The sequence below is a fragment of the Streptomyces sp. NPDC001493 genome, from assembly GCF_053597235.1.
On the sequence record NZ_JBSFHV010000008.1, the window covers coordinates 212407 to 234740 of the forward strand.

Below are 22334 nucleotides of genomic sequence, written 5' to 3' on the forward strand. Positions count from 1 at the left end.
CCGATCACTCCAGGTGAGTTGCGGGACACTGTCGGTTCTGCGTCCGGGCATATAGCATCGCCCAATGCATCGTGACTTGGTGGGGGCCCTGGACGAGGGCGAGTTGCAGCCGCTGTGTGACTGGCTGACCGGAATTCACGTCGATACCGGCACATTGCACGAGTTGCCGCAGTGGGATTCCTCGCGCTTTCCCGAACTGCTGCCGTCGAGCCGCCGGCTGGCCGACCGCACGGAGTCCGTGAAGGCGGAGATCCTCGCCCAGCTGCCGAAGGCCGCCGCCGAATCGGGCGGGGTGCCGCTGTTGCTGCTGTTCGTCTTCCTGTCCGTCGAGGCGGAGTGGGAGATCTCCTACCACTACAAGCCCATGTGGGACACCCTGCAGGGCGCGCAGGACTGTCTGCGCGACCACGGGGCGGTGGTGAGCGGGGAGGACGCCATTCTGACGCGGGCCGTCCTCGCGCTGATGGGGAGCCTCACGGAGCAGATCAAAGCCGAGAACGCCATGACCACCGGGCAGTTGGACGCCCACGAGGCGGCCCTCGGTACCGCGGCGGCGAAGGCGCGGGAAGCGGCCGCGCTCGCCCGGAGAGTGGCGGGCGCGCACCCGGACCTCAGCGCCTACGTCGTCGGCCGCGCCGAGGAGTGCGAGGCCTACAACACCGCTGTCGGCGCGGCGGTTCGCGCGGTGGGCGAATTCCTCACGACCGGGGCGTCGCTCGACCAGGCCATCGCGGACCTGGAGGCGGCCGAAGAGGGCGATTCGATCACCGACGACGTCTACGTGAGCGAACTGCGGGCCCACCGCTTCTCCTTGATGGAGCTGAACCGCGTACGCCACGATCCCTGGCTGAGGATCGACCAGGGGAAGATCGTCTACCTCTACCCGTTCGCCACCCGCGGTGTGCTGCCCCAGGCGGTGCTGGACAGCGTCGGGGAGAGAGCCGAGGGCTGGTCACTGGGGGACGTGACGCCCGTATCGGTGAACGGTTCACTCAAACTCGACGACGTCTGGGACGGTTCGGACGCGTTCGGGCGGCACTACGAGGGCGCGCTCCTGACGCTCCCCGATGTGGTCATGTTCGGCGCAGGCGCCGATCCAACCGCGGACGCGGACGGAGCGGCGCGGTTCCAGGCCGAGATCCGGTTCTCGAAACTGGGCAACCACCACGTGCGGTTCACGACGGACATCAAGAACGTCATGCCCGCCGATCTCTACGCGATGATGCTGCGTGCCGCACCCGAACACGGCAGCGTGCGCGTCGCGTTCAAGGATGCCCCGAGCAGGGAGTGGCCGCGGCTGGCGGATCTCGCGGTGCAGCTCGCGGAGGACGCCGGCCGGCGCCTCGCCGAGAACGCGGTCACCTCCGAGGCCGACGTCGTCGCACGCCAGGGCATGTTCCAGCTCGTCGTCACCGTCGACGCGGCCTCCACCGCGCCCGGCCCCGCGAGTTCCCTCGCGCGCCGCGAGGTGCGGTCCGCGGGCGACCTGCTCGAAGCGGTGGGTGCCCAGCTGCTCACCAACCCGGTCACCTACCTGATCGGGGCGCCGGTCGAGTGGATCCGCTACGAGACGGAGAACCAGCTCTCCTCGACGGCGACCGGCCTGATCGGGGAGCGGACCGTCCGCACCTCCAACACGACCGTCATCCTGGCGCCCGGAGTCGCCGCGTTCACCCAGGGCACCCGTGCGAGCGTGGCGGAGTTCGCCGCCTCGCTGGACGGACTCTTCGCCGGCTGGTCCCTCGAACTGGCCGACCACTACAGGCGGGTCGACGGCATCCAGGCGCAGGTGGACGCGGCGGAACGCGACCCCGGCGTGAGCGCGCAGGCCCTGGGCACGCTCGCACGGATGCTGGACGACGAGAAGTTGCGGCTCAACGACTTCGCCACCGGGGTCAGGTCCACGGTCGCGCTCATCCGGTCACCGTCCCTGATGGCCTCACCCGTCGTGGCGGACAGCCTCCGGCTGCTGCTGGAGCGCTGCGGTTTCCAGGAACGGGTCGCGGAGCTCAACGCCATGATCGAAGAGGTGACGCAGGAGCAACTCGGCGTGACCATAGAGAAGCTCGCCCGCCAGCGCGAGGAGCAGGAGGCCCAGGAGGAGGAGCGGCGCGAGAGCAGGCAGCGCGCCAAGCTGGAGGTGTTCCTCGCGGTGATCGCCGCCGCGGGGGTCTCGGGGGTCGTCCAGGTGCTGCAGGCCGGGTTCTTCCAGGGCGACGGGGCCGTGAAGTGGGCGGTCCTGAGTGTGGTCGGCATCGTGTCCCTGGCGTTCCTCCTGGGCCTCGTGCTGTGGCCCCGACCCCGCAGGAACCCCTGACGGGGCCACCCCCGCAGGAACCCCTGACGGGGCCACCCGCGCGTCTGGCCCCTGCCGGCCCGTAGCTCCTTCCTGCGAGACCCTGCGAGACCCTGCGAGACCCTTCGGGACGTCGATCCCCTTGTGGCCCACCTCACAGGAAACTGGTGGCCCCGACCCGCGTAACGATTCGGCCCATCCGCTCTCTCTCCGTGTGAACGCACCGTCCACACGGAGAAGAGGGAGGCCAGTCGTGACTGGCACCAAGGTAGGAGCGGCAGTCCGGTGGCTGGCATCGGCGGCACCGGATCCGGGCGCCTGCCGGCGGGAGTGGGAGCGCGATCCGCGGGGGATCGCGCTCCTGCCCACCGGCAGGCGCTGGGACGTACTGATCCTGACCGCGCGGCTCGGGTATCCGACGCTCGACGTACTCACCCGTCTGATCGACCGGCCGGGGCCCGTCCTCGCCGACTTCGGCGACGCCCGGATGGGCTTCTTCGTGCCGCCGGGCACCGCCTCGCGGTGGCTCGGCACGGGGGTGCGGGGCCTGGGGGCCGGTACCTGGATCGTGGTCCCGCGCCCGGGGCAGGTTGCCGGCGGGGTGCGCTGGCTGGTGCCGCCCGACGGATCGGGGACGCTCACGGACCCCGTACTGCTGGAGTTCGCGATGCACGAGGCGGCGGCCGTCGTGGTGGCCGGCGAACGGGACGCGAACGGCGGTGACCTGGGCCGATGAGGCGGTGACGCGCTTGGAGCGGGGCGGCCCCGCGCCGGGGTGGCGGGAGGTGCCGCCGCCAGTGGTCTTGACAACTCGATTGGTCTGGACCATGTTGTGCGCGCCGCCCCATTCCCCCCTCGTACGGAGGCAGTTGTGGAACGCACGCGATGTCCTGCCCGATTCACCAGAGTTCTGGCCGCCTTTTCCGTGACCCTGCTGGCGGCCGGTGCCCTCGCCGCCGTCGCCCCGGCGGCCTCGGCCGCCGACACCGATCTGGCGCGCAACGGCGGATTCGAGTCGGGCCTGACCGACTGGACCTGCTCGGCCGGGAGCGGAGCCGTCGTCGGTACGCCCGTCCACGGCGGCACCTCCGCGCTGAAGGCGACCCCGGCCGGCAGCGACTACGCCAACTGCGCCCAGACCGTCACGGTGAAGCCCGGCTCCACGTACACGCTGAGCGCCTGGGTCCAGGGCGACTACGTCTACCTCGGCGCGACCGGCACCGGCACCACCGACGTCTCCACCTGGACCCAGTCCTCCGGCGCGTGGAAGCAGCTCACCACCACCTTCACCACCGGCTCCGCCACCACGTCCGTCAACATCTGGACCCACGGCTGGTACGGCACCTCCGCGTACTACGTGGACGACCTCAGCCTGGTCGGCCCCGGCGGTGCCCCGGTCACCGTGCCCGCCGCCCCCACCGGACTGACGGCCGGCACCCCGACCGCCACCTCCGTACCGCTGTCCTGGACGGCCTCCTCCGGCGCCACCGGCTACCAGGTCTACCGCGGCGGTACGAAGGTCGCCTCGGTCACCGGAACCTCCACCACCGTGACCGGCCTCACCGCCTCCACGGCGTACAGCTTCCAGGTCACCGCCACCAACTCGGCCGGTGAGTCGGCGAAGTCCGCCGCCGTCGCCGTGACGACCGCCGCCACCGGCTCCACCGGCGGCGGGAACAGCGCCGGGCTGCCCGCGCACGCGCTCGTCGGCTACCTCCACTCCAGCTTCGCCAACGGCTCCGGCTACACCCGGATGGCCGACGTGCCCGACTCCTGGGACGTCATCGACCTCGCCTTCGGCGAGCCGACCTCCGTCACCTCGGGCGACATCCGCTTCTCGCTCTGCCCGGTCACCGAGTGCCCGAACGTCGAGTCGGAGGCCGAGTTCAAGGCGGCCATCGCCGCCAAGCAGGCGGCCGGCAAGAAGGTGCTGATCTCGATCGGCGGCCAGAACGGCCAGGTCCAGCTCACCACCACCGCCGCCCGGGACGCCTTCGTCACCTCGGTGTCCAAGATCATCGACACCTACGGTCTGGACGGCCTGGACATCGACTTCGAGGGGCACTCCCTCTCGCTGAACACCGGCGACACCGACTTCCGCTCGCCCACGACGCCCGCCATCGTCAACCTGATCGCGGCGGTGAAGACCCTCAAGGCCAAGTACGGTTCCGACTTCGTGCTCACCATGGCGCCGGAGACCTTCTTCGTCCAGCTCGGCTACCAGTACTACGGATCGGGCCCCTGGGGCGGCCAGGACCCGCGCGCCGGTGCCTACCTGCCGGTGATCCACGCCCTGCGCGACGACCTCACCCTGCTGCACGTCCAGGACTACAACTCGGGCTCCATCATGGGCCTGGACAACCAGTACCACTCGATGGGCGGCGCCGACTTCCACATCGCCATGACCGACATGATGCTCACCGGCTTCCCGGTCGCCGGCGACCAGACGAAGTTCTTCCCGGCGCTCCGGCCCGACCAGATCGCCGTCGGCCTCCCCGCCTCCACCCAGGCCGGCAACGGGTACACCACCCCCGCCGAGGTCACCAAGACGCTGAACTGCCTGACGAAGAAGACCGACTGCGGGACCTATCAGACCCACGGCACCTGGCCGGGGCTGCGCGGCCTGATGACCTGGTCGATCAACTGGGACCGCTTCAACAACGGCGAGTTCTCCCGGAACTTCGACGCCTACTTCGGCTGATCCGGACCCCGGTCCCCGGCCGTGGTCCCCTCCCCGGCCGGGGCTCCACCAGCACCGGGCCGCCCGGTCCGGTGCCGGGCGCACCACAGCGGGACGAGCAGCAGACCGCTCAGCCACAGGCTGCCGAGCACGTCGAGCGGCCAGTGGTAGCCCCGCAGCATCAGACCGGCGCCCGTCGCCGCCGTCAGCAGGGCGGCGGCGACGGGCGCCATCCAGCGCCGGGGCGTGTACGCCATCAGGAGCAGGGCCGACGCCCCGTACGCCACCGCGGCCGTCGCCGTATGGCCGGACGGGTAGTAGCCGGTGTACGGCACCAGCGGTCCCTGCCGGTCGGTCCAGAGCTTCATCGGTACGACCACGAGCGGCACCGCCACCATGGTGAGCGCCGCGATCAGCACGGTGCCCCGGGCGCCGCGCCACAGCGCGTACAGCAGCGTGAGCGCGAGGACCGGCAGGGCGACCGGCATCCCGCCGAGATCGGAGAAGACCTGGGCGACCCCGGCGGGGCCGTGGCCGATGAGTTCCTTGCCGACACGCTCGTCGAGCCGCAGCAACGGGCCGGCGGCCACCACCTGCCAGGTGGTCAGCGCGAAGAGGACCGCCATCAGGCCGATCCAGGAGAAAAGGAGGGCCGGCCGCCGGGGAACAGGGGGGGTTGTTCCGGGACGGCCGGCCGGATCGGTCCGCCGCGCGCCCCGGGGGGTGTGGGGCGGGCGGCCGTCCGATCGGTGAGGAGTTCCGGAGCCGGAGGCTCCAGTGGTGCGCGCCGAGGCGCCACCGGACAGGCGCTGGGGAAGCTCCGGCCCGGTGCTGTCCGCGGATTCCTGCGGACGGGGTGTTTCTCTCATCTGCCGAAACCGTACGGCAGAGGGCGCCCGGAGGACAGACGCCACGGGATCCCGCCATCGCCCCCGCACACCTTCTTCACAGGCCCTCACTCCCCTGCCGCGAATCCCCTGGAAGAGGCTCTCCGCAGGGGGTTCGCGTTCGCACGGATCAGAGGGTCGCGAAGGACTGTTCGATGATGTCGAGACCCTCGTTCAGCAGGTCCTCGCCGATGACCAGCGGCGGCAGGAAGCGCAGCACGTTGCCGTAGGTGCCACAGGTCAGCACCAGCAGGCCCTCGGCGTGGCAGGCCTTCGCCAGCTTGCCCGCGGCCTCCGCGTGCGGCTCCTTGGAACCCGACTTCACCAGCTCGATGGCGATCATGGCGCCGCGGCCGCGGATGTCGCCGATGATGTCGCCGTTCGGCAGCTTGTCCCGCATCGCGGAGAGGCGGTCCTTCATGACCTCCTCGATGCGCTTGGCCTTCCCGTTCAGGTCCAGCTCGCGCATGGTCTCGATCGCGCCGAGCGCACCGGCACAGGCGACCGGGTTGCCGCCGTACGTACCGCCGAGGCCGCCCGCGTGCGCGGCGTCCATGATCTCGGCGCGGCCCGTCACGGCGGAGAGCGGCAGACCGCCCGCGATGCCCTTGGCGGTGGTGATCAGGTCCGGGACGATGCCCTCGTCCTCACAGGCGAACCACTGGCCGGTGCGGCAGAAGCCGGACTGGATCTCGTCGGCGACGAAGACGATCCCGTTGTCCTTGGCGAACTGCGCGATGGCCGGCAGGAAGCCCTTGGCCGGCTCGATGAAGCCACCCTCGCCGAGCACCGGCTCGATGATGATCGCCGCGACGTTCTCCGCGCCGATCTGCTTGGTGATCTCGTCGATGGCCTGCGCGGACGCCTCGGCGCCGGCGTTCTCGGCGCCGGTCGGCCAGCGGTAGCCGTACGCGACCGGGACGCGGTAGACCTCGGGGGCGAACGGACCGAAGCCCTGCTTGTACGGCATGTTCTTCGCCGTCAGCGCCATGGTGAGGTTCGTCCGGCCGTGGTAGCCGTGGTCGAAGACGACCACCGCGGTGCGCTTGGTGTACGCGCGGGCGATCTTCACCGCGTTCTCGACGGCCTCGGCGCCCGAGTTGAAGAGCGCGGACTTCTTGGCGTGGTCGCCCGGGGTGAGCTCGGCGAGCTGCTCGCAGACCTCCACGTACCCCTCGTACGGCGTCACCATGAAGCAGGTGTGGGTGAAGTCGGCGAGCTGCGCGGAGGCGCGGCGCACGACGGCCTCGGCGGAGGCGCCCACGGACGTCACGGCGATGCCGGAGCCGAAGTCGATCAGACGGTTGCCGTCCACGTCCTCGATGATCCCGCCACCGGCGCGCGCGGTGAAGACGGGCAGCGTGGAGCCCACGCCTGCGGCGACCGCGGCGACACGGCGGGCCTGCAGCTCCACCGACTTCGGGCCGGGGATCGCGGTGACGACGCGGCGCTCCTGCGGGATTGCGGACATGGGTGGCTCCTGGGGGGTGGTGGTGCGGACGGGGGGGGGTGGTGCGCGCGGACGCGTCTCCTGTCTGCAGGCTAGGGGCGCGCGGGGGAGCCGGTCATGCTCCGATCGGTAGTGGTGGAGGCGTGTCCTTGTCCGTGGCGGACATAACCGGGACGCGGAGGGACGGGGAGGACAGAGCCGTGGGACGGGGAGGACAAAGAGGGCCGGCCGGTCGTACGGGCCGGTCCCACCCCCGCCGTCCGTCCGGCCGGCCCCGCGCGCGGGCCGGCCCCGCTCCGGGAAACCCGTACCGCCGTGCCCACCATCCGGGCGCCTTTGCTGAACTCCCCGTCCCCGCCCACTAGATTGGCCGGGGCAGCGGACGGACCTGGCTGGTCAGGGGGAACGGTTCATGGAGAACGACGGCACGTACGGCGCCCGGGACACGCGGTCGGGGCGGGTACCGCATCCCGTGGGGCCGCCCCCTGCCGCGCCTCCGCCCTCCGTCCCGCCCCGCCCCCGCACCGCTCCCGCCGCGGTGCCCCCGCTCGACGTCTGGCTGAGCACCCCGCGCCCGGCCGAGGAACCGGGCATCTGGCGGTACGGCCACCGGCCGCCGCCGCCCGAGAAGTCCGAGGAGGCCGAGGGCCGCCAGCTGCTGACCGGCGCCCTGATCTCCGTACTCGCGGGCATCCTGATCTGGTCGCTCTGGCGCAACGGCTACCTCCCGTACCGCCTGGTGCCCCTGCGGGTGTTCACCCCGAGCGACTGGTGGTACGCGGGCACCAACAGCCCCGCGACCATCCAGGGCCGCGACGCCATCAGCGTGTACGAGGGCATCCTCTTCGGCGTTCTCCTCTACGGCTGCGGACGGCTGGGCAACTGGTCCGAGGTCTTCCGCCGCTACGTCGCCGAGCGCGGGCAGCCGTTCCGCGCGGTGACCGCGCTGGCGCTCGCCGGCTTCGCGGAGCTCCTGGTGTGGAAGGAGACGATTCCGGTCGCGGACCCGGTGTTCGCGCTCGTGGTGTCCGTCGCGGGCGGGCAGTTCCTCCAGAGCCAGGCCGCCTCCAACTGGATGTACGCGGCGATCACCCTCGCCGTGCTCGCCCCCTTCGCCGTCCTCGGCGGGTGGCGCTCCCTCCTCACCGCCAGCCGGAAGCCCGCCTCCCCGGCGGACGGCGCGGCGGCCGGGCCCGGCGCGGCCGACCCCGAGCGCTCGCCGGCCCGCTGGCCCGAACTCCGGGCGGCCGGGCAGACCGAAGCGGCCGAGACGCTCACCGCGGAGGTCCGGGCCGGACGGATGAACGACGTGGACTGCGCCCGGCTCCGGCAGGCATGGACCGTGGCGCGGCAACGGCCCGAGGCCCTCCCCTCCTTCACCGAGTCCGTGCTGCGCCGGGGCGGCGCCGCCTTCCTGCACCCCTCCGGCCGCCGCGACCTTCCCGCCCGGACCGTCGCCCACGACCTGCTCACCGGCCAGGTACGCATCGGCCGCTGCTCCGCCGACCCGCACAACCCCTACGTCCGGCGCGGCTCCGGCGTCGCGCTGGAACCGTCCCTGCTCGGCACCTCGCTGCTGGCGGTCGGACCGCCCGGGAGCGGCAAGTCGGCCCGGCTGGTGCGCCCGGTCGTCGAATGCCTCGCCCTCCAGGCGCTCGCCGGGCGGGCCGCCGTACTCGCCGTGGGCGGGGGCGGCACCGACCTCGGGCCCGACGACCTCTACGACGTCGTCGTGCGGATCGGCGGCCAGGGGGCCACCCACGGCCTCGACCTGTACGGCGGCACCACCGACCCCGACGAGGCGGCGGCGGTGCTCGCCGAGGGGCTCGTCGGAGACGTGGAGACGGTCGACGTACGCCGGGCCGTCACCGTGCTGGCCCAGCTCATCGGCCCGTACCGGGCGGTGCACGGGGCCTTCCCGTCCGTGCCGGAGCTGCGGGAACTCCTCGACGGCCACCCCGCCGCGCTGGCCGGGCTGCGGGAAGCCGCGGAAGCCGGCGGCCACCGCGCGATGCTCCGGGAGCTCGACGCGCGCGCCCGGCAGTCCGGCGGACCCGGCGACCCCGGCCCGGTCCTGGCCGACCGGCTCGCCCTGCTCGACCGGCCCGCGCTCGCCGACTCCTTCGTCACCGGACCCGAGGCCGCGCCGTTCTCCCTGCGGTCGATGGAGCAGCTGCCGCTGCGGGTCCGGATCGACCTGCCCGAACGCGCGCACGCCGAGGCGTCCCGGCTCCTCGCCCGGCTGGTCCTCGCCCAGTTCACCGCCGTCGCCGCCGCCCGCCCGGACCGCACCCTCTTCCTCGGACTCGTCCTGGACGACGCGACCCGGGCCGTCACCGACGAGACCGTGCGCGGCATCCGCCGGCTCCGTTCGGTGAACGCGGGCGTGCTGCTCACCCTGCGGACCGTCGACGACGTCCCCGAGCGGCTGCACACCGCGCTGCTGGGCGCGGTCGGGTGCAGCATGGCGTTCGCCGGGGTCACCACCTGGGACGGGAAGCGCTTCTCGGAGGCGTGGGGCAAGGAGTGGATGGAGACCCGCGAGGTCGCCCAGCACGCCGTCTTCGCCGACCAGAGCGTCACCCGCGCCCTGCACGCGCTGCGCAAGCTGGTGACCGGCAAGGCGGTGACCCGCGACGCGGTGACCGTGCGCCGGGTCGAGCGGGAACGGTGGTCGGCCTCCGAGCTGGCCTACGCGGTGCCGGCCGGTCACGCGGTGGTCTCGCTGACGAACGTCGCGGGCGAGCACGCCCCGCCGCTCCTGGTGGAGCTCGGCGGGTGAACCGCACGGGTGGGCCGGCCGAGCACGGGGCGTGGATGAGCTGAGCACGGGTGGGCGGGCCGAGCACCCGGCGGTTTCGGCCGGGACGGCGTGGCGATTGTGCCGCCCTGGCAGAATCGGAGGTGGCCGTTCGTACAGGACGGCGCAGTGCGGAGCCGGCCGACCCGAGCCGGCTCCCGACGGCCCGGCCCGACTCGACCCACTCGACCCCGAGGGTTTCGTTCCATGCCCCCCACGCTCGCTTCCCTCGTCCAGCACTCGGCCCTCAAGCTCCGCGTCCGCGCGGCGGCGGACCGGCTCGACACCCCGGTGCGCTGGGCCCACGCCAGTGAGCTCGCCGACCCCGTTCCGTACATGGACGGCGGTGAACTGCTGCTCGTGACCGCCGCCAACCTCGACGCCGAGAACCCGGAGGAGATGCGCCGCTACGTGCGGCGGCTGACCGCCGCCGGGGTCGCCGGACTCGGCTTCGCCGTGGGCGTCGTGCACGAGGCGGTCCCCGCGGCTCTCGTGGACGCGGCCGAGGAGGCGGGGATGCCGCTCCTGGAAGTGCCCCGGCCGACCCCGTTCATCGCCATCAGCAAGGCGGTATCCGCCGCCATCGCGGCCGACCAGTACCGCGCGGTCACCGCCGGGTTCGAGGCGCAGCGGGAACTGACCAGGGCCGCGCTCACCTCCGAAGGCCCCGTCCCGCTGCTGACCCGGCTCGCCGCGCACGTCGACGGCTGGGCCGCCCTGTACGACACCGCCGGCGCGGTCGTCGCGGTGGCGCCCGAGTGGGCCGCCCGCCGGGCCGCCCGGCTCACCCCCGACGCGGCCCGGCTGCGGGAGAGGCCCGCGCCGTCGAGCGCCGTCGTGGGCTCCGCCGAGGACCGGGTCGAACTCCAGACCCTGGGCACCGGCCGCCGGGCCCGGGGCGTCCTCGCCGTCGGTACGGGCGCGGCCCTGGGCACCGCCGAGCGGTACGCCGTCAACTCGGCCGTCGCCCTGCTCACCCTGACCACGGCCCGCTCGCGCGCGCTGCACGGCGCCGAACAGCGCCTGGGCGCGGCGGTGCTGCGGATGCTGCTCTCCGGGGAGCCGGACCACGCGCGGGCCGTCGCGGGCGACCTCTGGGGCGGGCTGTTCGACGCCCCGTTCCGGCTGCTGATCGCGGAACCGGCGGCTCTGTCGGGTACGACCGGTACCGCCGTGGCGGAGACCCTCGCCGAGGCCCTGGACACGGCGGCCACCCGGTCCGGCGAACCGCTCCTCGCGGTCCCCGAGGGAGAGCGCCTCGTGGTGCTGGCCGTCGATGGGGGTGCGGCGGTCGCCGCGTGCACCGCGTACGCGGAGGCGCAGGACGCCCGGCCGGCGCGGGACACCGGCGCGGAGGGGGCGCAGATCGTGGTGGGACTCTCCGCCCCCGCCGGGCCGATAGCGGTCTCCGCCGCGTACAAGCAGGCCGAACAGGCGCTCTCGGTCGCCCGCCGCCGGGGCAGGGCCCTCGTGGAGCACGAGGAACTCGCGGCCGGGTCGGTGCTGCCGCTCCTCGCGGACGACGCGGTACGCGCCTTCGCGGACGGCATGCTCCGCGCCCTGCGCGAGCACGACGCCAAGGGCCGGGGCGACCTGGTGGCGTCGCTGCGCGCCTGGCTCTCCCGGCACGGCCAGTGGGACGCGGCCGCCGCCGACCTGGGGGTGCACCGGCACACCCTGCGGTACCGGATGCGGCGGGTGGAGGAGATCCTCGGGCGCTCGCTCGACGACCCGGACGCCCGGATGGAACTCTGGCTGGCGCTGAAGGCGACGTCCTCGCCGACGGCGGAGGACTGAGCGACCCGACGGGCGGACCGGGTGTGGACGGCGGCACGTCCGGTCCGCCGCGCCGTCGTGCGGCGGCCCGGAACGGCCCCGCACCGGCCCGCCCCGCCCCGCCTTCGACATTTCGGCGCCCCGCCCGTGCCGCCTGCTCCATCGCGGACAAACCTCACGGACCGGGCTCCGCCCTACGGTGGGGCGGGTGGTGTCCGGCGGCACCGCGACGACGGACAGCCGCCCCCACCATCCGCACGTCACGCGACGGGCATCACACGCACCAGACGACCTCCGAAGGGCCGGACCTCCATGACTTCCACCCACGCCTTCTGGCTGGCCGGCCGCCAGGCCACCGGCGAGGACAGCTTCGCCGTCACCAACCCGTGGGACGGCCGGCTCGTCGGTACCGTCAGCGTGCCGACCGACGCGCAGATCGAGGAGGCCGTCGCCGCCGCGCACGCCGTGCGCGAGGAGTTCGCCGCGACCCCCGCGCACGTCCGGGTCGCCGCGCTCGACCACGTCGTACGCCGCCTCGTGGAGCGCACCGAGGAGATCGCCCGGCTGATCTCCGCCGAGAACGGCAAGCCGATCAAGTGGGCCCGCGGCGAGGTCGGCCGTGCCGTCTCCGTCTTCCGGTTCGCCGCCGAGGAGGCCCGCCGGTACAACGGCGGCGACTCCCAGCGCCTGGACACCGACGCCGGCGGCACCGGACGCCTCGGCCTCACCCGCCGCTTCCCGCGCGGAACGGTCCTCGGCATCGCGCCGTTCAACTTCCCGCTCAACCTGAGCGCCCACAAGGTCGCCCCGGCCATCGCCGTCGGCGCCCCGATCATCCTCAAGCCCGCCCCGGCCACCCCGATCTCCTCGCTGATCCTCGGCGAGCTGCTGGCCGAGACCGACCTGCCGGCCGGTTCCTGGTCCGTGCTGACGGTCCCGAACGACCGGATGCCCGCCCTGGTCCAGGACGAGCGGCTGCCGGTGATCTCCTTCACCGGCTCCGGCCCGGTCGGCTACTCGATCATGGAGTCGGTGCCGCGCAAGCACTGCACGCTGGAGCTCGGCGGCAACGGCGCGGCCGTGGTCCTCGGCGACTACGCCTCCGAGGAGGACCTGGACTGGGCCGCGAGCCGCATCGCGACCTTCTCCAACTACCAGGGCGGCCAGTCCTGCATCTCGGTGCAGCGGGTCATCGTCGACGCCTCGCTCCACGACCGCCTCGTCCCGAAGATCGTCGCCGCCACGGAGGCCCTGGTCACCGGCGACCCCTCCGACGACGCCACCGACGTGGGCCCGCTCGTCAGCGAGGACGCGGCCAAGCGCGTCGAGTCCTGGGTCGACGAGGCCGTCGCCGCGGGCGCCCGGCTCCTCACCGGCGGCGAGCGCGACGGCGCCACCTACGCGCCGACCGTCCTCGCCGGGGTCCCCGACTCGGCCACCCTCGCCCACGAGGAGGTCTTCGGACCGGTCCTGTCGATCCAGAAGGTCGACGGCGAGGCGGAGGCGTTCGCGGCCGTCAACTCCTCCAAGTACGGCCTCCAGGCGGGCGTCTTCACCCACGACCTGCAGACCGCCTTCCGCGCCCACCGCGCGCTGGAGGTCGGCGGCGTGATCATCGGCGACGTCCCCTCGTACCGCGCCGACCAGATGCCGTACGGCGGCGCCAAGCAGTCCGGCGTCGGCCGCGAGGGCGTCCGCTTCGCGATGGACGACTACACCTACGAGCGTGTCCTGGTCCTGACCGGCCTCGCCCTGTAGGCGTGTCCTGACGCGTCACCACGGCCGGAGCCCACTGTGCGGGGGCTCCGGCCGTCGGCGTACGCGGCTCGGGCGCCCGCCGCTGCGGTGGTGGGGGTGGGACGAATCGGGTAGATACGGACGTGTGCCACCGGCCGCAACCCCGCGGGCGCGGAGCCGGTCACCCGCCGTCAGGCCGTCCCCCGATCCGCCCCGCGGAGAGGTGAGCCCCCATGTCCGCACCGCAGGTCCCGCAGGACCTTCCCGAACGCCCCGACGAGGCCGGTACGGCCAGAACCTCCGCCGCTTCCCGCTCCCGTCCGCCGCAGGCGAGGGTGACCGAGCGCGAGGCGCGCCGGGTCGCCGAGGACGCGCGCGAGCAGGACTGGCACCGGCCCAGCTTCGCCAAGGAGCTCTTCCTCGGACGGCTCCGCCTCGACCTGATCCACCCGCACCCGCTGCCCGCTGGCGAGGACGTCCGGCGGGGCGAGGAGTTCCTCGCCCGGCTGCGCGCGTTCTGCCTCGCCCACGTCGACGGCGCCCTCATCGAACGCGAGGCGCGCATCCCCGACGAGGTGATCGCCGGACTGAAGAAGCTCGGCGCGCTCGGCATGAAGATCGACCCGAAGTACGGCGGCCTCGGCCTCACCCAGGTCTACTACAACCGGGCCCTCGCCCTGGCCGGCTCGGCCAGCCCCGCGATCGGCGCGCTGCTCTCGGCCCACCAGTCGATCGGCGTACCGCAGCCGCTGAAGATGTTCGGCACCCAGGAGCAGAAGGACACCTTCCTGCCCCGGCTCGCCAGTACCGACATCTCCGCGTTCCTGCTCACCGAACCCGACGTCGGCTCCGACCCCGCCCGGCTCGCCACCACCGCCGTACCGGACGGCGACGACTACGTCCTCGACGGCGTGAAGCTCTGGACCACCAACGGGGTCGTCGCCGACCTGCTGGTCGTCATGGCCCGGGTGCCCGAGGGCCCGGACCACGCGGGCGGTATCACGGCGTTCGTGGTGGAGGCCGACTCGCCGGGCATCACCGTGGAACACCGCAACGCCTTCATGGGGCTGCGCGGGATCGAGAACGGCGTCACCCGCTTCCACGGGGTGCGGGTGCCCGCCGCCCACCGCATCGGCCCCGAGGGCGCCGGGCTCAAGATCGCGCTGACCACGCTCAACACCGGCCGGCTCTCGCTGCCGGCCATGTGCGTCGGGGTCGGCAAATGGTCCCTGAAGATCGCCCGCGAATGGTCGGCCGTCCGCGAACAGTGGGGCAGGCCCGTCGCCCGGCACGAAGCGGTCGGCGCGAAGATCTCGTTCATCGCCGCCACCACCTTCGCGCTGGAGGCCGTGGTCGACCTCGCCTCCCAGATGGCCGACGAGGACCGCAACGACATCCGGATCGAGGCCGCGCTCGCCAAGCTGTACGGCTCCGAGATGGGCTGGCGGATCGCCGACGAACTGGTGCAGATCCGCGGCGGACGCGGGTTCGAGACCGCCGACTCGCTCGCCGCCCGCGGTGAACGGGCCGTCCCCGCCGAGCAGATGCTCCGCGACATGCGGATCAACCGCATCTTCGAGGGATCGACCGAGATCATGCATCTGCTGATCGCCCGCGAGGCGGTCGACGCCCACCTCAAGGTGGCCGGCGACCTCATCGACCCCGAGAAGCCGCTGGCCGACAAGGCCAGGGCGGGCGCGGCCGCGGCCGGCTTCTACGCACGCTGGCTGCCGAAGCTGGTCGCCGGACCCGGCCAGCTGCCCAGCTCGTACGCGGAGTTCCGGCCCGCCGGACACCCCGACCTCTCCCACCACCTGCGGTACGCCGAACGCGCCGCCCGCCGGCTGGCCCGCTCCACCTTCTACGCGATGTCGCGCTGGCAGGGCCGGATGGAGACCAAGCAGGGGTTCCTGGGCCGGACCGTCGACATCGGCGCCGAACTCTTCGCGATGAGCGCCGCCTGCGTCCGCGCCGAACTCCTGCGCGGCCAGGGCGAGCACGGCCGCGAGGCGTACCAGCTCGCGGACGCCTTCTGCCGGCAGGCCACACTCAGGACGGAGGAGCTCTTCGGGCGCCTCTGGGCCAACACCGACGACCTGGACCGGCGGGTGGTCGACCGGGTCCTCGCGGGTGCGTACACCTGGCTGGAGGAGGGGGTCATCGACCCCAGCGGGGACGGCCCCTGGATCGCGGACGCCACCCCCGGCCCGGCCCAGGGCGAGAACGCCCGCCGACCCTACAACTGAGCCCGTCGGCCCCCGGGGGCGCGTCCATCCGCCGGACGCGCCCCCGCCGTGCGCGCGGGTACGGCAAGATGATCCGCCGTGACCGTCATACAGATTCCCGGCTCGAAGTCCGTCACCGCCCGCGCGCTCTTCCTCGCCGCGGCCGCGGACGGCACCACCACCCTCCTCCACCCGCTCCGTTCGGACGACACCGAAGGGTTCACCGAGGGCCTCACCCGCCTCGGCTACGAGGTCACCAAGGAGCCGGACCGCTGGCACATCGAGGGCCGCCCGTCCGGGCCCGGCGTCACCGACGCCGACGTCTTCTGCCGCGACGGCGCGACCACGGCCCGCTTCCTGCCCACCCTCGTCTCCGCCGCGCCCTCCGGCACGTACCGCTTCGACGCCTCCGCGCAGATGCGGCGCCGCCCGCTCGCCCCGCTCAGCCGGGCGCTGCGCACCCTCGGCGTCGACCTGCGCCACGACGAGGCGGACGGCCACCACCCGCTGCGGGTGCACGCCGCCGGCATCGAGGGCGGCCGGATCACCCTGGACGCGGGGGAGTCCTCGCAGTACCTCACCGCCCTGCTGATGCTCGGTCCGCTGACGGCCACCGGCCTGACCATCGACGTCACCGAACTGGTCTCGGCGCCGTACATCGGGATCACGCTGGCGATGATGCGGGACTTCGGGGTCGATGTCGCCCGCGAGGGGAACACCTTCACCGTGCCGGCCGGCGGCTACCGCGCCACCACGTACGCCGTCGAGCCGGACGCCTCGACCGCCAGCTACTTCTTCGCCGCCGCCGCCCTCACCGGCGGCGAGGTCACCGTCCCCGGCCTCGGCACCGGCGCCCTCCAGGGCGATCTCCGCTTCGTCGACGTACTGCGGCGGATGGGCGCCGACGTGACGATCACCGAGGACGCCACCACGGTCCGCTCCGACGGAACCCTGCGCGGCATCACCGTCAACATGCGCGACATCTCCGACACCATGCCGACGCTCGCCGCCCTCGCCCCGTACGCCGACGGGCCGGTCCGGATCGAGGACGTGGCCAACACCCGGGTCAAGGAGTGCGACCGGCTGGAGGCGTGCGCCGAGAACCTCCGCGCCATGGGCATCACCGTGCACACCGGACCCGACTGGATCGAGATCCATCCCGGGACCCCGCGCCCCGTCGAGGTCACCACCCACGGCGACCACCGCATCGTCATGTCCTTCGCCGTCGCCGCGCTGCGCAACCCCGGCACCACGTACGACGACCCGGGCTGCGTACGCAAGACCTTCCCGGACTTCCACCAGGTCTTCGCGGAGTTCTCCGAGGGGCTGCCGGTCCGGGAGAAGTGACGGGGGAGGCCGGCCGGCGGGGCCGCGGCCCCGCATCCGGGAAGCGCGACCGGGACGCCCTGTCCTCGCGCACAGCGGGAGCGGCAACAATGGGGGGCATGACCGACAGCCCTGCCCCCCTCGCCGATCCGCATCTCGTCCACGACGCGACGGAAGGCCGCCGGGACCTCGTGATCCTCGGCTCCACCGGGTCCATCGGGACCCAGGCCATCGACCTGGTGCTGCGCAACCCCGACCGCTTCCGGGTCACCGCGCTCTCGGCGGCGGGCGGGCGGGTCGCCCTGCTCGCCGCCCAGGCACGCCGGCTCGGGGTGGACACGGTCGCCGTCGCCGCCGAGGACGCCGTACCCGCCCTGCGCGAGGCGCTGCGCGCGGAGTACGGCACGGGGGAGCCGCTCCCCGAGATCCTGGCCGGCCCCGACGCCGCCGCCACCCTCGCCGCGAGCCCGTGCCACACCGTGCTCAACGGCATCACCGGCTCCATCGGCCTCGCGCCGACGCTGGCCGCGCTGAAGGCGGGCCGCACCCTGGCCCTGGCCAACAAGGAGTCGCTCATCGTCGGCGGCCCCCTGGTCAAGGCGCTGGCCGCGCCCGGGCAGATCATCCCGGTCGACTCCGAGCACGCCGCGCTCTTCCAGGCGATCGCCGCCGGCACCCGCGCCGACGTCGCGAAGCTCGTCGTCACCGCGTCCGGCGGCCCGTTCCGGGGACGTACGCGCGGCGAACTCGCCCACGTCACCCGGGAGCAGGCGCTCGCCCACCCCACCTGGGCCATGGGCCCGGTCATCACGATCAACTCCGCGACCCTCGTCAACAAGGGGCTGGAGGTCATCGAGGCGCACCTCCTCTACGACATCCCGTTCGAGCGCATCGAGGTCGTCGTCCACCCGCAGTCGTACGTGCACTCCATGGTCGAGTTCACCGACGGCTCCACGCTCGCCCAGGCCACCCCGCCCGACATGCGGGGGCCCATCGCCGTCGGGCTCGGCTGGCCGCAGCGCGTCCCGGACGCCGCCCCGGCCTTCGACTGGACCAAGGCATCCACCTGGGAGTTCTTCCCGCTGGACACCGAGGCCTTCCCCTCCGTCGGCCTCGCCCGGCACGTGGGCGCCCTGGGCGGGACCGCACCGGCGGTCTTCAACGCCGCCAACGAGGAGTGCGTCGACGCGTTCCTGTCCGGCGCGCTCCCCTTCAACGGCATCATGGACACCGTCACCGCGGTGGTCGCCGAGCACGGCACCCCCGCCCCGGGAACTTCACTGACGGTCGCGGACGTCCTGGAAGCGGAGACCTGGGCGCGCGCCCGGGCCCGTGAACTCTCGGCGAAGTCGACGGCGGAGGCGCACGCATGAGTCTGAGCACGATCCTGCTGACGGTCCTGGGGATCGCCGTCTTCGTCGTGGGGCTGCTGTTCTCGATCGCCTGGCACGAGCTCGGCCACCTCTCCACGGCCAAGCTCTTCGGCATCCGGGTCCCGCAGTACATGGTCGGCTTCGGCCCCACCATCTGGTCGCGCAAGAAGGGCGACACCGAGTACGGCTTCAAGGCCATCCCGGCCGGCGGCTACATCCGGATGATCGGCATGTTCCCGCCCGGGCCGGACGGCAGGATCGAGGCGCGTTCCACCTCGCCCTGGCGCAGCATGATCGAGGACGCGAGATCCGCCGCCTTCGAGGAGCTCGAACCCGGCGACGAGACCCGCCTCTTCTACACGCGCAAGCCGTGGAAGCGCGTCATCGTGATGTTCGCCGGCCCCTTCATGAACCTGGTCCTGGCCGTCGCGATCTTCCTCGGCGTCGCCATGACCTTCGGCTTCCAGACCCAGACCACCGAGGTGGCCGGGGTCCAGAAGTGCGTCATCGAGCAGAGCGAGAAGCGCGAGAAGTGCAAGACCAGTGACCCGGTCTCCCCCGCCCTCGCCGCCGGACTGCACGAGGGCGACAAGATCGTCGCCTTCGACGGCACGAAGGTCGACGACTGGGACAAGCTCTCCGACCTCATCCGCCGGACCATCGGCCCCGCCGACATCACCGTCCAGCGGGGCGGCCAGGACGTCACGCTCCACGCCGTGCTCGCCAAGAACGTCGTGGTGAAGAAGGACGACAAGGGCGAGGCCGTCCCGGGCAAGTGGGAGGAGGCGGGCTACCTCGGCTTCGCCGCCAAGAGCGAGATCGTGCCCCTCTCCTTCGGTGACTCCGTCGTGCGGATGGGCGACATGATCGAGAACGGCGTCGACTCGATCATCTCCCTGCCCTCCAAGATCCCCGGACTGTGGAACGCCGCCTTCGACGGCGGCGAGCGCGCCGACGACTCCCCGGTGGGCGTGGTCGGAGCCGCCCGGATCGGCGGCGAGGTCATGACCCTCGACGTTCCCGCGCAGAACCAGATCGCGATGATGCTGTTCCTGCTGGCCGGCTTCAACCTCTCGCTCTTCCTCTTCAACATGCTGCCGCTGCTCCCCCTGGACGGCGGCCACATCGCGGGCGCCCTCTGGGAGGCGCTGCGCCGCAATCTGGCCAAGGTCTTCAAGCGGCCCGACCCGGGCCCGTTCGACGTGGCGAAGCTCATGCCCGTCGCCTACGTGGTGGCCGGAATCTTCATCTGCTTCACGCTCCTGGTGCTCGTCGCCGACATCGTGAACCCGGTCAAGATCACCTGACCCCGGTCCCACCCGCACCAGGAGTGCCGGCCGGGTGCACGCGTGGCGCCCGGCCGCACCGCCCGACGAGCGCCGGCCGGTGTTTTGACCCGGGGGATGCGCTCGCCCGACATCCCGTGCCGTAACCTCGAAAGCTGTAGCCCGCCGATTTCCGGGCCTCGATCCACACCTTGGGGATGCTCAGCGCATGACTGCGATTTCTCTCGGAATGCCGTCCGTTCCGACCAAGCTCGCCGACCGACGCGTCAGCCGCCAGATCCAGGTCGGATCGGTGGCCGTCGGCGGGGACGCGCCCATCTCGGTGCAGTCGATGACGACGACGCGCACCTCGGACATCGGCGCCACGCTCCAGCAGATCGCCGAGCTGACCGCGTCCGGCTGTCAGATCGTGCGCGTGGCGTGCCCCACGCAGGACGACGCCGACGCCCTGGCCACCATCGCCAGGAAGTCGCAGATCCCGGTCATCGCCGACATCCACTTCCAGCCCAAGTACGTCTTCGCCGCCATCGACGCCGGCTGCGCCGCGGTCCGGGTGAACCCGGGCAACATCAAGCAGTTCGACGACAAGGTCAAGGAGATCGCGAAGGCGGCGAGCGCGGCCGGCACCCCGATCCGGATCGGCGTGAACGCCGGTTCCCTCGACGCCCGGCTGCTGAAGAAGTACGGCAAGGCCACCCCCGAGGCCCTGGTGGAGTCCGCCCTCTGGGAGGCGTCCCTCTTCGAGGAGCACGGCTTCCGGGACATCAAGATCTCGGTCAAGCACAACGACCCGGTCGTCATGGTCAACGCCTACCGCCAGCTGGCCGCCGCGTGCGACTACCCGCTGCACCTCGGCGTCACCGAGGCCGGTCCGGCGTTCCAGGGCACCATCAAGTCCGCCGTCGCCTTCGGCGCGCTGCTCTCCGAGGGCATCGGCGACACCATCCGCGTCTCCCTCTCGGCCCCGCCGGCCGAGGAGGTCAAGGTCGGCCTCCAGATCCTGGAGTCCCTCAACCTCAAGCAGCGCCGCCTGGAGATCGTCTCCTGCCCGTCCTGCGGTCGCGCCCAGGTCGACGTGTACAAGCTCGCGGACCAGGTCAGCGCCGGCCTCGAAGGCATGGAGGTGCCGCTGCGCGTCGCCGTCATGGGCTGCGTCGTGAACGGCCCGGGCGAGGCCCGCGAGGCCGACCTCGGTGTCGCCTCCGGCAACGGCAAGGGCCAGATCTTCGTGAAGGGCGAGATCATCAAGACCGTCCCCGAGTCGAAGATCGTCGAGACCCTCATCGAAGAGGCGCTGAAGATCGCCGAGCAGATGGAGAAGGACGGCATCGCCTCGGGCGAGCCGCAGGTCGCCGTCAGCTGACGACCGGAGCGCGCCGGGCCGGCCCGGCGCACCCGAACCTTCCGCGCCCCGCCAGGACGACACCGTCCGGGCGGGGCGCGGCGGCGTTCCCGTGGCCGACTCCGTGCGGTGCACTGCCCGGCCTGCGGATGCGGGCGGCGCCCCACAGCCTTGTTGGGTACAGTGCGGAAATCAGCAGACCGTATGGTGAGGCCCCCTCGTGTTGACGCACACCACCACCCGGGTCCTCGAACCCAGTGACCTCGGCGCCGCTCTGGCCATTCTGGAGAGCGACCCCGTGGCCAACGCTTTCGTGACCTCCCGTGTCCAGATCGCCGGGCTCGACCCGTGGCGGCTGGGCGGCGAGATGTGGGGCTGGTACGCGGACGGGATGCTCCGCTCGCTCTGCTACTCCGGTGCCAACCTCGTCCCCATCTGCGCGGGACCCGAGGCCGTACGCGCCTTCGCCGACCGCGCCCGCAGGGCCGGGCGCCGCTGCTCCTCCATCGTCGGGCCCGTCGAATCCACCGCCCTGCTGTGGCGCCTGCTCGAACCCGGCTGGGGACCCGCCCGCGAGGTCCGCGCCAACCAGCCGCTGATGGTCACCGACCGGCCCTCCACCACCGTGGACCCCGACCCGTACGTCCGCCGGATCCGCAAGGACGAGATGGACGTGATCCTGCCCGCCTGCGTGGCGATGTTCACCGAGGAGGTCGGGGTCTCCCCGCTCGCCGGCGACGGCGGACTGCTCTACCAGGCGCGGGTCGCCGAACTCATCGGCGCGGGCCGCTCCTTCGCCCGCATCGACGACGGCAAGGTGGTCTTCAAGGCCGAGATCGGCGCCGCGACCGACCGGGCCTGCCAGATCCAGGGGGTCTGGGTCGCCCCGGAGTTCCGCGGCCGCCGCCTCTCCGAGACGGGGATGTCCGCCGTGCTCAACCACGCGCTGGCCGACGTGGCCCCGCTGGTCAGCCTGTACGTGAACGACTTCAACACCGCGGCCCGCAGGGCGTACAGCCGGGTCGGCTTCCGGGAGACCGGCGCCTTCATGAGCGTCCTGTTCTGACGGGCCGGGCCGCCCCGCTCCGTACCCGCCCCGCTCCGCGTCCGCCCCGCCCCGCACCCGGCGCGCGAAACACCCGGCCCGTGAAACCCG

Annotated in this window: 14 protein-coding genes; 12 read left to right on the forward strand and 2 right to left on the reverse strand. The window is 72.7% G+C overall.

Going from position 1 to position 22334, the window contains the following annotated elements:
- Window positions 1–64: 64 nt before the first annotated feature.
- The 3 genes from ACWCWD_RS14700 (at window position 65) to ACWCWD_RS14710 (ending at window position 4997) form a co-directional block, all read left to right on the forward strand.
- Entirely contained in the window at window positions 65–2317 is a 2253-nt protein-coding gene (locus ACWCWD_RS14700) for a hypothetical protein (RefSeq protein WP_450772957.1), read from the forward strand.
- A 232-nt stretch (window positions 2318–2549) separates the two neighbouring features.
- Window positions 2550–3032: a hypothetical protein gene (locus ACWCWD_RS14705; RefSeq protein ID WP_450772959.1), complete on the forward strand. Its 483-nt coding sequence runs from the start codon at window positions 2550–2552 to the stop codon at window positions 3030–3032.
- 135 nt (window positions 3033–3167) lie between these two features.
- Window positions 3168–4997, forward strand: coding sequence for a chitinase (locus ACWCWD_RS14710; RefSeq protein WP_450772961.1), 1830 nt, complete (start codon window positions 3168–3170; stop codon window positions 4995–4997).
- On the opposite strand, the gene ACWCWD_RS14715 is transcribed toward ACWCWD_RS14710, so the two are convergent.
- Window positions 4985–5845, reverse strand: coding sequence for a phosphatase PAP2 family protein (locus tag ACWCWD_RS14715; RefSeq protein ID WP_450772963.1), 861 nt, complete (start codon window positions 5843–5845; stop codon window positions 4985–4987). The two genes, ACWCWD_RS14710 and ACWCWD_RS14715, sit on opposite strands and share 13 nt — an antisense overlap.
- A 148-nt stretch (window positions 5846–5993) precedes the next feature.
- The gene (gabT, locus tag ACWCWD_RS14720) at window positions 5994–7334 is read right to left on the reverse strand and encodes a 4-aminobutyrate--2-oxoglutarate transaminase (RefSeq protein ID WP_450772964.1); all 1341 of its coding nucleotides are present in this window, start codon (window positions 7332–7334) and stop codon (window positions 5994–5996) included.
- Between the two features lie 391 nt (window positions 7335–7725).
- On the opposite strand from gabT, the gene ACWCWD_RS14725 reads away from it, so the two are divergent.
- The 9 genes from ACWCWD_RS14725 to ACWCWD_RS14765 all read left to right on the forward strand — a co-directional run bounded on the left by ACWCWD_RS14725 (window position 7726) and on the right by ACWCWD_RS14765 (window position 22244).
- Window positions 7726–10095 carry an ATP/GTP-binding protein gene (locus tag ACWCWD_RS14725; RefSeq protein WP_450772965.1) on the forward strand — a complete coding sequence of 790 codons (2370 nt, stop codon included), beginning with the start codon at window positions 7726–7728 and terminating at the stop codon, window positions 10093–10095.
- A 225-nt stretch (window positions 10096–10320) separates the two neighbouring features.
- On the forward strand, window positions 10321–11910 hold the full coding sequence (locus ACWCWD_RS14730; protein WP_450772967.1) for a PucR family transcriptional regulator: 1590 nt from the start codon (window positions 10321–10323) through the stop codon (window positions 11908–11910).
- 291 nt (window positions 11911–12201) lie between these two features.
- Entirely contained in the window at window positions 12202–13647 is a 1446-nt protein-coding gene (locus ACWCWD_RS14735) for an aldehyde dehydrogenase family protein (protein ID WP_450772969.1), read from the forward strand.
- 212 nt (window positions 13648–13859) lie between these two features.
- Window positions 13860–15872: an acyl-CoA dehydrogenase family protein gene (locus tag ACWCWD_RS14740; RefSeq protein WP_450772971.1), complete on the forward strand. Its 2013-nt coding sequence runs from the start codon at window positions 13860–13862 to the stop codon at window positions 15870–15872.
- Between the two features lie 78 nt (window positions 15873–15950).
- A complete protein-coding gene (gene aroA, locus ACWCWD_RS14745) occupies window positions 15951–17198 on the forward strand; it encodes a 3-phosphoshikimate 1-carboxyvinyltransferase (protein ID WP_450772972.1) in 1248 nt (415 codons plus the stop codon).
- Between the two features lie 98 nt (window positions 17199–17296).
- Window positions 17297–18550: a 1-deoxy-D-xylulose-5-phosphate reductoisomerase gene (dxr, locus tag ACWCWD_RS14750; RefSeq protein WP_450772974.1), complete on the forward strand. Its 1254-nt coding sequence runs from the start codon at window positions 17297–17299 to the stop codon at window positions 18548–18550.
- On the forward strand, window positions 18547–19857 hold the full coding sequence (locus ACWCWD_RS14755; protein ID WP_450772976.1) for a M50 family metallopeptidase: 1311 nt from the start codon (window positions 18547–18549) through the stop codon (window positions 19855–19857). Before dxr ends, ACWCWD_RS14755 begins: the two co-directional genes overlap by 4 nt.
- Window positions 19858–20044: 187 nt before the next feature.
- Window positions 20045–21199: a flavodoxin-dependent (E)-4-hydroxy-3-methylbut-2-enyl-diphosphate synthase gene (ispG, locus tag ACWCWD_RS14760; RefSeq protein WP_450772977.1), complete on the forward strand. Its 1155-nt coding sequence runs from the start codon at window positions 20045–20047 to the stop codon at window positions 21197–21199.
- Between the two features lie 202 nt (window positions 21200–21401).
- Window positions 21402–22244 carry a GNAT family N-acetyltransferase gene (locus ACWCWD_RS14765; protein ID WP_327180184.1) on the forward strand — a complete coding sequence of 281 codons (843 nt, stop codon included), beginning with the start codon at window positions 21402–21404 and terminating at the stop codon, window positions 22242–22244.
- The last annotated feature ends 90 nt before the right edge of the window (window positions 22245–22334 follow it).